Raw genomic sequence first — 12986 nt, 5'->3', positions numbered from 1 at the left:
GCCGTTTGTGAGCCAAAAAAAGTTTGTGCCGGCATCGGTCAGGGATGAAAGGCTGATTGAAAAGCGCAGAAACCAAATGATCAATGCCGCCGTCGCGCTTTTTAAGGAAAAGGGGTTCCACCGGACGACAACGAGGGAAATTGCCAAGAAATCCGGCTTTAGCATCGGGACGCTTTATGAATATATCCGGGCAAAAGAGGATGTCCTCTATTTGGTGTGCGACCGGATTTATGATGAAGTGCGCGACAGGCTGATTCGCATTGATGCCGGTCAGGGGACGCTTGAAAGTTTGAAACTCGCGATTGCCCATTATTTCCGGATTGTTGACGAACTGCAAGATGAAGTACTTGTCATGTACCAGGAAGCAAAATCACTGACAAAAGAAGCACTGCCATATGTATTAAAAAAGGAAATGGAAATGGTCGGCATATTTGAAAAAATGATCAGAAAATGCGCGGAAAACGGCGAACTTGATCTGGATGAAAAAGAGATGGAGATGCTCGCCCACAATATTTTTGTTCAGGGTGAAATGTGGGCTTTCCGCCGCTGGGCATTTAAAAAGAAGTTTACAATTGAGGATTATATCCGTCTGCAAACCCATTTGCTGTTTTCCGGCCTTGAGACAAGGGATATGATGGCATAAATTTTTCCATCCCGGGGTTCATTTATGCGTTTTAACTTAATCCTGATGAAGACAAGGAGGATATGATGGCTGATACAGAAATTTACCGCCCGAAACATGCGGTCCGTTTTGTCACAGCGTCCAGTTTGTTTGACGGTCACGATGCTTCCATCAACATTATGCGGAGGATTTTGCAGGCAAGCGGTGCGGAAGTCATTCATCTCGGTCACAATCGCTCGGCACGCGAAATTGTCCAGGCGGCGATTCAGGAAGATGTCCAAGGCATTGCCGTTTCTTCTTACCAGGGAGGGCATCTCGAGTTTTTCAAGTATATGTATGATTTGCTCCAGGAAAATGGCGCCTCCGGAATCCGTATTTACGGCGGGGGCGGAGGCGTCATCATCCCGCGTGAGATGAAAGAACTGCATGACTACGGGATCGCGCGGATTTTTTCACCGGAGGACGGCAGAAAGCTCGGCCTTCAGGGGATGATCAATATCATGCTCCGGGAGTGCGACCACCCGACGGTAACGGAAGCGGATTTTGTAAAAGAGGTGGAGCGCTTAAGCGAAGGGCGGATCGGTTCTGTTGCCAGGCTGATTTCTTATGCCGAGAACCATTTGAACCATCAGGAAGCGCTCGCTGCCCTTGAAGCTGCGGTGTCGGCTGTGAAGAAAGCGCCGGTCGTGGGCATAACCGGTACCGGGGGAGCGGGAAAGAGCTCCTTGACAGATGAACTGATTCGCCGTTTTTTGCACGACCATCCGGAAAGCAAAATTGCCGTTCTTTCGGTCGATCCGACGAAGCAAAAAACGGGGGGCGCATTGCTTGGCGACAGGATCCGGATGAATGCAATTTTCCATCCGAACGTTTTTATGCGGAGCATGGCTACGAGGGCCTCCCGTTCCGAACTTTCCCTTGCCATCCATGACGCCATCCGGATTGTAAAGGCTGCCGGCTTTGATTTAATTTTGATCGAAACAAGCGGGATCGGCCAGGGAGACGCCGAAATTACGAATATTTCCGATGTCGCCATGTATGTGATGACGAGCGAATTCGGAGCGCCTTCCCAGCTTGAAAAAATTGATATGATCGATTATGCGGACCTTATTGTGATCAACAAATTCGAGCGGAAAGGTTCAGAGGATGCGAAAAAGCAGGTGCAAAAGCAGTACCAGCGGAGTCATCTGCTGTTTGACCAAAGCCTGGATGAGATGCCGGTGTACGGTACGATTGCCAGCCAGTTTCATGATCCGGGCACGAACGCCTTATATGGCGCCTTGATGGAAAAAATCAATGAAAAGAGCGGAACGGCTTTTCGCCCGTCTTTTTCGAAAAAACTGGAAGCGGGTAACCGGCATACCATCATTCCGGCAAGCCGCAGCCATTACTTGCGGGAAATTGCAGAAACCGTCCGCCGGTACCATAAAAAGGCGGAAGCGCAGGCTTCTCTTGCACGGAGAATGTTTCAACTGGAAGGCGCCATTACGGCTGCAAAGGAGTCCGGGGCAGCAGAGGATGTGATCGCATCGCTTGAAGCGCTTCGTGCGGAAGCGGAAAAAGGGCTGATAGAAGAATCGAAAACCCTTTTGAGAAGCTGGCCGGATGTAAAGCAAAAATACAGCGGGGAGACGGTCACTGTCAAAATCCGCAATAAAGAGATCACAACGAGGATCAGAACAACAAGCTTGTCCGGGCTCCCGATCCCGAAAGTGGCGCTGCCGGATTGGGAAGACAAGGGCGAGATTTTAAAATGGTTGTATAAAGAAAATGTGCCAGGGGCATTTCCTTTTACGGCCGGCGTTTTCCCGTTTAAGCGACAGGAAGAAGATCCGAAGCGGCAGTTTGCGGGGGAAGGGACACCGGAACGGACAAACCGACGCTTCCATTATTTATCAAAAGATGATCCGGCAAAACGGCTGAGCACGGCTTTTGACTCGGTAACGCTGTACGGCGAAGATCCGGACGAACGCCCGGATATTTACGGAAAAGTCGGCGAGTCAGGGGTAAGTGTGTGCACGCTCGATGATATGAAAAAACTGTATGCAGGGTTCGACCTTTGTGCGCCTTCGACTTCTGTTTCCATGACGATTAACGGCCCGGCGCCGGTCATTCTGGCAATGTTCATGAATACGGCGATTGACCAGCAGGTGAAAAAGAAAGAAGCGGAGCTCGGGCGCGTTTTAACCGTCGAGGAATTTACGGAGGTGCGCGAAAAAACGTTGCAGACGGTCAGGGGCACCGTGCAGGCGGATATTTTAAAAGAAGACCAGGGCCAGAATACATGCATTTTCTCAACTGAATTTGCACTCCGGATGATGGGTGATATCCAACAGTATTTTATTGACCATAAAGTGCGCAATTATTATTCGGTCTCGATTTCCGGATACCATATCGCAGAAGCAGGTGCCAATCCAATTTCACAGCTTGCGTTCACACTTGCAAACGGTTTCACCTATGTGGAGTATTATTTAGGAAGGGGCATGAAGGTGGATGACTTTGCCCCGAACCTCTCATTCTTTTTCTCGAACGGGCTTGATCCGGAATATACGGTGATCGGGCGGGTTGCAAGAAGAATCTGGGCGGTTGTGATGCGCGATTTATACGGGGCAAATGAGCGGAGCCAGAAGCTGAAGTACCATGTTCAGACATCCGGCCGGTCGCTGCATGCACAGGAGATTGATTTTAATGATATCCGCACGACGCTGCAGGCGCTGATGGCCCTTCAGGATCATTGCAATTCGCTCCATACCAATGCTTATGATGAAGCGATTACGACACCGACTGAGGAATCGGTGCGCCGTGCGATGGCGATCCAGCTGATTATTACAAAAGAGCATGGATTGTCGAAAAATGAAAATCCGCTGCAAGGTTCTTTTATCATTGAAGAACTGACAGACCTTGTCGAAGCCGCCGTTTTGGAGGAATTTGAACGTATCAATGACCGCGGCGGGGTGCTCGGCGCAATGGAAACCCAGTATCAGAGGGGAAAAATTCAGGAAGAGTCGATGGAATATGAGGTCAGAAAGCATTCCGGCGCCCTCCCGATTATCGGCGTCAACACCTTCCTGAATCCAAACCCGAAAAACGAGGACGAACTGAACAATATGCAGCTTGCACGCGCAACAAAGGAAGAAAAAGATTTGCAGATCAAAAATTTGCGTGATTTCCAGGCCCGCCACAAAGCAGAAGCGGAAGCCGCACTGGAAAAATTAAAGCAAACCGCGGTTTCAGGAGGCAATATTTTCGCCGAGCTTATGGAAACCGTCAAAGTCGCAAGTCTCGGCCAAATCACCAACACCCTCTACCAAATTGGCGGGCAATACAGAAGGAATATGTGAACAGAAAGTCCCGCCGCCTTGCCCGTATCCGACAGGCAAATGTTCTGGCCGGAATAAGCTAAGGGCTTTATTACGGGCAGGTTATGCTATCCGAGGAGCCGGCTGCAAGAAGTATTGTTCTTAAAAAACTGGCAAAAATTTCGATTATACACGCGTTCTATTCATATTGCGAATGAATTAGAAAAAAGAAAGAGAAGCGAAAAGCTATTGCATCATATCACGATAGCTTTTCGCTTCTTTATTTATGTCCAAGGCGTGTTACTCATCCCTTCTAAGGAAAGAAGCAATTGATTGACGTTGTAAGGAACGATTTATTATATAGCCCCCGATAATGAGAAAACTGATTTCAATTAAAATAGACAACAGAAAATATTTAAAATAGAAAACAAGGGGATACTGACGCGGTAACATTATCAATCCAATACAACAAATTAACATACTTAAAATCATAGAGACAAAAACATAAATGAATATTTCGCTAAAAACGAGTTGCATGATGTTTCTTTTACTCATCCCAAGAGATAAGTAAATGCCCCACTGTCTCTTCTGAGTTTGATATTTGCTAAAGATCATGATCGTGACGGAAATCGCAGTGAGGATAAGAGAGACAAAAAACAAAAGCATGCCAAGCACCTTGAGATAATTATAAATTTTATTATCGTCTTTTATTAATTGAGAAGTATTCTGCACTAAGCTGCCAGGAAATGTTGACGATAAGGATTTTACTTGTTTATCAAGATTCATTTTTTCTTTATGAGAGATATCTTTTTTCGTGTAAATCTCAAGTTCATTAAACCCATGGAACAAACCGGATTTTACTGCGGTTTGAGTGTCCATCAAAATAATAAAGTCATCTTTTTTTATTTCTACAGAAGGGCTGACTCTATATTTAAATGGTTTATGAATAACATCTAGAATTTTTAACTTTTTTTGACTGGTTTTCATTCCGGTTGGCGTTTTATACAATCTGACTAAAGTCAATGTATTTCCAACTAAGATTTTATCCTCGTTTGTGTTTTTCTTGTTAACTGGATTATAAATGAATGCTTTGCCATCAAGATCTTTATATTTCTTTGGAGCCTCAATATTTTTCCAGTCGTCTTTATTGAGAAGAACGTATTTTACATCCGGAATAATAATTTTATTATTATAAGTTTTATAAGCAGAGTTTTCATTAAAGATCCAATTGTTAATGGAAGGTGTAATCATTTTCCGATCAATTAGCGTTTCGACATCTTCCATGAATGGAGTTTTATCTATGTATAAAACCCCGGGTGTTTTTTCCAGTTTTTTTACTTCAGCTTCTGTAAAGGTTAATCCCTGGTGACTTAATACTTTTAAATTTTGTTGTGTTTTAAAGCTAAAAGCTTCTTGGGAGTTTAAATAATACTTGGATTTAAGCCCTTCCCAACCATACAAATTATCTTTTTGAATATAATTTGTAAATGTGAATGTTAAAGATGAAAAGCATAAAATTAATACAGTAAGGTAGAATTGCTTCGGATTTGAAAATAATTCTTTCACTAATAATTTTCCATAGCTAGAATGAAAGCCTTTAAAAACGCTTTTATATCGTTCGCTGAAACTTACACGATTTTGCTGGTTCAATAGTTCTTGTACATGTAATGTGCCGGACTCCTTAACATTTTTAAGGAATAAAAATAAGATCATAAAGAATAATCCAATGTATAGTAATATACTCATTCCAACCATTTCAATCATCAGCATAAAGTTAGAAAAATACTCTCTGTATGAGAAATGAATGATTAGTGACTGAATAGAATATACTATAGGAAATGAAAATAAGGCACTTAAAACAAAAATAATAACAGCTTGGTAAATGTATATGCGGTATAAAGCTCGTTGACTTGCACCTACGGATTTCATAATACCCAATTTTTTATGTTGATCTTGGGTAAAATATAAAATGAGACTGTTTATAGAAAATAGTGAAAGAATCACAATTAATAATTGAAATGTAATCGATAAGGTCCTGATCGTATCACATTGATTTAGTCCGTTATTAAATAATCGACTATTAACAGTGCCTTGTTGGTCATAGTGATTAATAAGATCTATTGATTTTTCAAACGAATCTTTTGTGCTTCCGTTATATTTGAACAAAAAACTATTATTTTTCTTATAATTGGTAGTTAACTGTTTAGATATAAATATATTCGGGAAGTCATTGACACCCTTCTCAAAATCCTCGGCTACTGACCATTGTGATGAATAATTTTTTACTATTCCAACAAGGCGTAAGCTTTTCGTGCTGTTTCCAATTTTGATTGTTCTTTTTTCCGCGATTCTCCAATTTTTTAAAGGGCCTTGTAAATACGCAGATTCTATCGCAACCTCATTTGGCTTCTCCGGAAATCTCCCACTTATTAATTTTAAATGTCCCAATAATATTGATTTTTTATCCATCCAGCCCACCGTTGCAAATCTATCACTACTAACTTTAGTTTTACCAATAATTTGATATACTCCTACCGATATCCCCTTATTTCTCTTCAACAATGATTTTTTTGTTTCTGTAATATTTGTTAACACACCGGTATGTTCTCCGTAAGTATTCTGAGCCTTTTGTTTAATTGCTGATCTTACAGATTCAGAAGCAATAAATATAGAAGCTACGGATGATAGAACAATGGCAATTGAACCAGCGATGAGAAATAACCATTTTTTTCGCGATAAAAGAATTTTCATGCTTAAATTAAACATTTTCTTGTATCACCTGCAATCTCCCGTTTTTCATAAGAAACAAAGTGTCTGGAAATTCGAATAAATTCTTTTCGTGAGTAACAACAATCAGTGTTATATTTTTTTTGTTACACAGACTTGTAAATAAATGGATCATTTTTTTGGTTGTTTCTCCATCAAGATTACCGGTGGGCTCATCGGCAAATATAATTTTGGGATCAGTAATAAGTGCCCGAGCAATGGCTACTCTTTGTTGTTCCCCTCCTGATAAAAAGTCAGGAAGCTTATGTAATTGATTTTCAATCCCTAAATATCCAGCTAATTCTTCCACTTTATTTGTTCTTTCATGCCTATTTATAAACATGAGTGGAAGTTCTATATTTTCTTTTACAGTCAATTCCGGAATAAGTTGAAAAGATTGGAATATAAATCCGTATTGTTCCCCTCTAATAGCAGCCTGTTCTGAATCCTTTAGATCATAAAAGGATTTTCCTTTGTAATATACTTTTCCAGATGTGGGTTTCTCCATTCCTCCCAGAATATTTAACAAGGTTGATTTCCCTGCTCCACTTTTCCCTTCAATGACATAAATCTTTCCTTTTTGAATGGTAAGGGATGTTTCTTTCAATTCCATGTTACTGCTCTTTTGATTATATCTTTTACAAATTCGATTAGCTTCTATTAATGCTTCCATAATATTCTCCTTCAATAAAAACGATAATATTTTTGAGCTATGTATTCATATGGTCATTTTAGGTATGGATCTGCATCGTAAGTCATTATTCATAGAAGAGATCTCCTCGCGGCATAGTGGTTGCCATTTTTTGTGAATGGCTGGCAAAATGGGAGAAGTAAAACTACTCTCTGAATTTTGAAGTTTCCAGTATATTGATAATGATGGAACTTTTTAAAAAAGAATCTGTTTAACATAATATTCCAATTATAATGTGAGTTTACTCATACCGACAATATTGATATTAGCATTATATATTCCGACTGAAGCAGGTGCCAAGCGTTCTGGCCATTCTTTTAGTATTGTTGCAAACGTTACCGGGCCAACAAAGGATAAGTTGGATACTGATACAGCTAAAACTACAGTGCCAGCAAAGCTGAACGACCCAAATAGCATTTTCCGCTAGGAGTTGCCGCTGGACAAAAATGCAGCGTGTGCTTCCAAAAGCAAAAAACCGGCAGCTGAATGCCGGTTTTTTGCTTTCGCTCAATGGCAAGTACGAAAATAAATTTTCTTTCCACATAGAATTCTGTTGTTTCTTTCTACCAGATGGATGTAAAATGGACAAGGATATAGGAGATGTGCTTGAATAGGCGGAAGGTGGGAGTAGGACTCGTCAATCGCTTATTTTTTCAAGGGATGTGGACTGTTTGTTTTCTTTCATCAAAATTTTACTATCATGCAGCGGTATGATCGTTTTTTTGCTGGCTGGGTATTATTTATACAGTAAAGAACTTGGTGCCATCCCTTTTTTAATCCTCTCTTTTTTTCTGTTTTATCTTGCATACCGGCTGATGAGGACACCGGGCCGCTTAAAAATCCGGGATAAAAAAAGCCGGAAAAGGCCGCGGGGCTAGCATAAACGTTTGCTTTTTGTATATAATGGTAAATATGTTTTCTATTAAATCATGCAAAGATTAGCATTTGCCTGCCATATAGCAGTTTTGATCAATGAGAAAGGGTGTGCGACGCGTGAGCTTGCGACAGTTGCCGAAAGAAGAACTGAAGGAAATGTCTTTTATCGAGTTGGCGGAACAAATATTGGAGGAAAAGAAACAAGTGACTTCCTTCCAGGACTTGCTTGCGGAAATCGGCGCGGTTTTAGGATTGCCGGAAGAAGAGACCGAAAGAAAAATGATCCAGTTCTATACGGACTTAAACATTGACGGGAGATTTATCAGCCTGGGGGACAACACTTGGGGTCTCCGCGCCTGGTACCCGGTTGACCAGATTGACGAAGAAGTGACCCACACCGTGAAAACAAAAACGAAGCGGAAAAAAGCGAAAGTTGTCGAGGAAGAAGAGGACATTATTGATGATGAGGACCTCGATCTTGAGGATATCGATGATGTCGTCGAAGATGATGATGAGGATTTTGCCGACGAAGACGAGGAAGATGAAGATTTGGCCGAAGACGAAGATTTGGCTGACGATGAGTTTTCTGATATCGATGAAGATGAAGATGATGATGAAACTTTCGAAGACGATGAACTGCTCACGGATGATTTCGACATTACTGAAGACGAAGAAGAGGAAGACGCTAACGACAAAGATTAGTCTTGACTTCTTTCCAGGACAACGGTAGTATTATGTTTGGGCTCCTTTGAAAAGGACGGAATATCGCAAAATAAATCAAGCTCCCCCTTGCAACCCGTATTGCAAGAGGGGCTTTTTGTTTTTTACAGGACTGATTTAAAAAACGATTCATACCAGACCCAAGTCCTTAAAAATGGATGAAGCCGTGTATTGGGGCAACAATAATGTTACATTACAGGAGGGGACAACACGTGACAAAATATATCTTTGTAACAGGCGGGGTCGTTTCCTCGCTGGGAAAAGGGATTACTGCGGCATCGCTCGGGCGGTTGTTAAAAAACCGCGGGTTGAATATTACGATCCAGAAATTTGACCCGTATATTAATGTTGATCCGGGGACGATGAGCCCGTACCAGCACGGGGAAGTGTTTGTAACGGACGACGGCGCAGAAACCGACCTTGACCTCGGCCATTATGAACGTTTTATTGATATTAACTTAACAAAATACAGCAGCGTCACGACCGGTAAAGTTTATTCCGAAGTCATCCGGAAAGAACGACGCGGCGAATATCTCGGCGGCACCGTACAGGTCATCCCGCATATTACCAATGAAATCAAAGAACGCGTCTTTCGTGCCGGAAAAGTAACCAATGCAGATGTCGTCATCACCGAAATCGGCGGGACGGTCGGTGATATTGAATCGCTTCCGTTCCTGGAAGCAATCCGGCAAATCAAAACGGACGTGGGGATTGACAATGTCATGTACATCCATTGTACATTAATTCCTTATTTAAAAGCATCGGGCGAAATGAAGACGAAGCCGACGCAGCATAGCGTAAAAGAATTGCGCGGCCTCGGAATCCAGCCAAATGTCATTGTCGTCCGGACGGAAATGCCAATCTCGCAGGATATGAAGGACAAGATTGCATTGTTCTGCGATATCCAGCCGCGTGAAGTAGTCGAATGCATCGATGCCGATACGTTATATGCCATCCCGCTCATGCTGCAGGAGCAAAAACTGGACCAGCTTGTTTGCGACCATTTAAAACTGCAGTGCCCGGAAGCAGATATGGCCGAATGGAGAGGGCTTGTTGACCGGGTGCGCAATCTGAAAAAGACGGTAAAAATTGCGCTTGTCGGCAAATATGTGGCACTCCAGGATGCCTATCTTTCCGTTGCAGAAGCGCTCAAACATGCCGGCTACCAGTTTGATGCAGATATTGATATTGACATGATCAATGCCGAAGAGGTGGACGGGGAAAATGTGGCAGATCTGCTGAAAGATGCAGACGGCATTTTAGTGCCGGGCGGTTTCGGCGATCGCGGCATCGAAGGGAAAATTCTTGCCATCCAGTATGCCCGTGAACACAAGATTCCGTTTCTCGGCATCTGCCTTGGTATGCAGCTTGCATCGGTCGAATTTGCCCGTCATGTCCTCGGATTGAAAGATGCACACTCCTCGGAGATCAACCCGGATACGCCTTATCCGGTGATTGACCTTTTGCCGGAGCAAAAAGAAATTGAAGACCTCGGCGGTACGCTTCGCCTTGGGCTTTATCCTTGCCGGCTTGTGAAAGGTACGAAAGCGTATGATGCTTATCAGGATGAAGTCATTTATGAGCGCCACCGCCACCGTTATGAATTTAACAATCAATTCCGTGAACAGATGGAAAATGCCGGATTCACGTTCTCAGGGACAAGCCCGGACGGCCGGCTCATTGAAATTGTCGAGCTGAAGGACCATCCGTGGTTCGTTGCTTCCCAGTTCCACCCGGAATTTACCTCGCGCCCGACACGCCCGCAGCCTTTGTTTAAAGGGTTTATCGAAGCGTCGATCAAGGGTAAACAATAAACCTGGCCCTTCGGATAGTGCCCCATTTTTCCAAAGGCACCTAAATGAAAAAAGCGGTGAGAGACCATTATGCTTGGTTTCTCACCGCTTTTTTGCATTTCGTTTTTTTTCATACAAAAGCCCGGAAATTTTTTCGGGTTTTTTATAAAAAACCATTGACGGAGAAGTGTATGAACGATATGATACACATATCAGATGTATGAATGTATTAATACGATCATTTTGGCGTTCGTGTATGAAGCCCTTCATACACATGGAGAGATGAAAAAGGATGGGGGCGATTCAGATCATCGCAGAGATTAAATGGAATAACCGCGATCCTGTCTACATCCAGGTTATCCACTATTTTAAAACCCGGATTGCGTCAGGGAGCCTTGAGGCGGGACAGGAAATTCCATCGCGGCGCGAACTTGCAGCCATGTTAAAAATAAATCCGAATACCGCGCAAAGAGCGTATAAAGAAATGGAGGAGCAAGGTTTGATCCACACAGAACGCAATCTTCCGAGCCGGATTACAACAGACCGGGAAGTGCTTGCCGGGGTACGGGAAGAACTGATCCAGTCAGCATTGGCTGATTTTCTGGATGCGATCCGCCCGATGGACATTCCGCTGGAGGAGCTGTTGGAGCTGGTAAAAAGGCAATACCGCGGGCAAAAGGGGGGCCGGGCATGATTGAAGTTATGGAAGTTACGAAAAAATACGGGCGAAAAAAAGTGCTTGATTCGCTTTCTTTTACAGCAGAAAAAGGGGAAATTACCTGTTTGATCGGGGTGAACGGGACAGGCAAAACAACCACTTTAAAAGCGATTGCAGGGCTTGTCCCGGTCAGCAAAGGAAAGATTCTGATCGATGGGGAACCGTACAACAAACATATTTACGAGAAGCTGGCATTCATTCCGGATGCGCCCATCATGCTGCCGCGGATGAAAATCAAAGATGCCATTCTTTTTATGCGGGATTATTATCCAGACTGGAATACATTGCGCGCAAAAGACTTGCTTTATTTTTTCAAACTGAATGAAAATGACCGGATCGGTGACCTTTCAAAAGGAAACATGGCAAAAGTGAATTTGCTGCTCGGGCTATCGCTCGATGTAGATTATGTGCTGATGGATGAACCTTTTTCGGGCATTGATATTTTCAGCCGGGAACAAATTGCAAATGTGTTCGCGAGCGACCTGGTTGAAAACCGCGGGGTGTTGATTACCACACATGAAATCAATGATATTGAGCATCTATTGGACAAAGTGGTGCTGCTCGGGGACGGGAAGGTTTTAAAGGAATTTTACACGGAAGACATTCGCCAAAGCGAAGGGAAATCCGTTGTCGATATAATGAGGGAGGTATACCGGCAATGAAAAGTTTTGTAAAACTCGTCAACTTCGAAATTAACCGTTTTGCGAAAATCTACTGGTCTTTGGTTGCAATCACCATCCTTTCACAATTTACGTCCGTTTTTTTGACGGTGCATCGTTACATCACGCAAGCAAATGAGATCATGTATCATCAGTCACTGCCAAAACTGGCATACGTAAAGCATTATGGTTCGATCGGCTTTATCGACTGCTTTGGTTCGGTTTGGTTCATGGGGCCGATTGCGCTTTGTGCGGCGGCCATGATGTTTTATATATTCCTGATTTGGTACAGGGACTGGTACGGTAAGCATACGTTTATATACCGGCTTTTGATGCTTCCTGTTGAAAGATGGAATCTCTATTTGGCGAAAGCGGCGAGCATTTTGCTGATGGTGTTTGGATTTGTTGCTGTTCAGATTGTTTTGCTGCCGGTTGAACATTTCTTTTTTAATGCCATTACACCGGGCATTTACAGGATGGATATGACGGTCATAGATGCTGTCTTAAGTTTTCCCTTGTTTAACCTGTTGCTTCCTAGTACAGTGATAGACTTTCTCTTACATTACGGGTTAGGGTTTACAGTGGTCCTTGTGATCTTTACGGCCATCTTATTGGAAAGAAGTTTCCGCATGAAGGGGGTCTTGCTCGGCCTGCTTTTCGGTTTTCTCTCGTTCGTTTTATTTTGGACGCCGGAATTGCTCTTTGATATATTGCTGCCCGGTGTTTTATACGAAACGGAAGTATTATGGATGGAAGTGGCCATGACGGCCATCATTGCGGGGTATTCTATCCTGCTGGGGGGATACTTGATCAAATACAAAGTAACGGTGTAAGGGAGAGAT

At 43.0% G+C, this 12986-nt stretch carries 9 protein-coding genes; 7 read left to right on the top strand and 2 right to left on the bottom strand.

Annotation, left to right across the window (positions count from 1 at the left end):
- Positions 1–7: 7 nt before the first annotated feature.
- Both NSS95_RS15905 and icmF read left to right on the top strand, forming a co-directional pair.
- Complete coding sequence (locus tag NSS95_RS15905) at positions 8–643, top strand: TetR/AcrR family transcriptional regulator (RefSeq protein ID WP_035190054.1); 636 nt, start codon at positions 8–10, stop codon at positions 641–643.
- A gap of 65 nt (positions 644–708) precedes the next feature.
- The gene (icmF, locus tag NSS95_RS15900) at positions 709–3963 is read left to right on the top strand and encodes a fused isobutyryl-CoA mutase/GTPase IcmF (RefSeq protein WP_340714022.1); all 3255 of its coding nucleotides are present in this window, start codon (positions 709–711) and stop codon (positions 3961–3963) included.
- A 258-nt stretch (positions 3964–4221) separates the two neighbouring features.
- Here the strand turns inward: icmF and NSS95_RS15895 are convergent, their stop codons facing one another.
- Together NSS95_RS15895 and NSS95_RS15890 are read right to left on the bottom strand one after the other, a co-directional pair.
- Positions 4222–6687: an ABC transporter permease gene (locus NSS95_RS15895; protein WP_328228485.1), complete on the bottom strand. Its 2466-nt coding sequence runs from the start codon at positions 6685–6687 to the stop codon at positions 4222–4224.
- Positions 6680–7360 (bottom strand): ABC transporter ATP-binding protein, encoded by a 681-nt coding sequence (locus NSS95_RS15890; protein WP_035183217.1) that lies wholly within the window; start codon positions 7358–7360, stop codon positions 6680–6682. Before NSS95_RS15890 ends, NSS95_RS15895 begins: the two co-directional genes overlap by 8 nt.
- A 1011-nt stretch (positions 7361–8371) precedes the next feature.
- On the opposite strand from NSS95_RS15890, the gene rpoE reads away from it, so the two are divergent.
- The 5 genes from rpoE to NSS95_RS15865 all read left to right on the top strand — a co-directional run bounded on the left by rpoE (position 8372) and on the right by NSS95_RS15865 (position 12977).
- Positions 8372–8956, top strand: coding sequence for a DNA-directed RNA polymerase subunit delta (gene rpoE / locus NSS95_RS15885; RefSeq protein ID WP_014096735.1), 585 nt, complete (start codon positions 8372–8374; stop codon positions 8954–8956).
- A gap of 230 nt (positions 8957–9186) precedes the next feature.
- Positions 9187–10788 (top strand): CTP synthase, encoded by a 1602-nt coding sequence (locus NSS95_RS15880; RefSeq protein ID WP_026683935.1) that lies wholly within the window; start codon positions 9187–9189, stop codon positions 10786–10788.
- Positions 10789–11059: 271 nt separating this feature from the next.
- Positions 11060–11461: a GntR family transcriptional regulator gene (locus NSS95_RS15875; protein WP_035183223.1), complete on the top strand. Its 402-nt coding sequence runs from the start codon at positions 11060–11062 to the stop codon at positions 11459–11461.
- On the top strand, positions 11458–12147 hold the full coding sequence (locus NSS95_RS15870; RefSeq protein ID WP_035183224.1) for an ABC transporter ATP-binding protein: 690 nt from the start codon (positions 11458–11460) through the stop codon (positions 12145–12147). The genes NSS95_RS15875 and NSS95_RS15870 overlap by 4 nt, the downstream gene beginning before the upstream one ends.
- A complete protein-coding gene (locus NSS95_RS15865; RefSeq protein WP_035183226.1) occupies positions 12144–12977 on the top strand; it encodes a hypothetical protein in 834 nt (277 codons plus the stop codon). Before NSS95_RS15870 ends, NSS95_RS15865 begins: the two co-directional genes overlap by 4 nt.
- Positions 12978–12986: the final 9 nt, after the last annotated feature.

This window comes from Weizmannia sp. FSL K6-3076, assembly GCF_038007245.1.
Classification (GTDB): Bacteria; Bacillota; Bacilli; order Bacillales; family Bacillaceae_C; genus Weizmannia; species Weizmannia faecalis.
The sequence above is the reverse complement of the archived record's forward strand: the minus strand, read 5'-3'. Positions and strand labels throughout refer to the sequence as shown.

Coding starts and splice junctions, on each gene's coding strand:
- icmF (WP_340714022.1), top strand. CDS start 709: ATGGCTGATACAGAAATTTACCGCCCGAAACATGCGGTCCGTTTTGTC.
- NSS95_RS15895 (WP_328228485.1), bottom strand. CDS start 6,687: ATGTTTAATTTAAGCATGAAAATTCTTTTATCGCGAAAAAAATGGTTA.
- NSS95_RS15890 (WP_035183217.1), bottom strand. CDS start 7,360: ATGGAAGCATTAATAGAAGCTAATCGAATTTGTAAAAGATATAATCAA.
- NSS95_RS15875 (WP_035183223.1), top strand. CDS start 11,060: ATGGGGGCGATTCAGATCATCGCAGAGATTAAATGGAATAACCGCGAT.
- NSS95_RS15870 (WP_035183224.1), top strand. CDS start 11,458: ATGATTGAAGTTATGGAAGTTACGAAAAAATACGGGCGAAAAAAAGTG.
- NSS95_RS15865 (WP_035183226.1), top strand. CDS start 12,144: ATGAAAAGTTTTGTAAAACTCGTCAACTTCGAAATTAACCGTTTTGCG.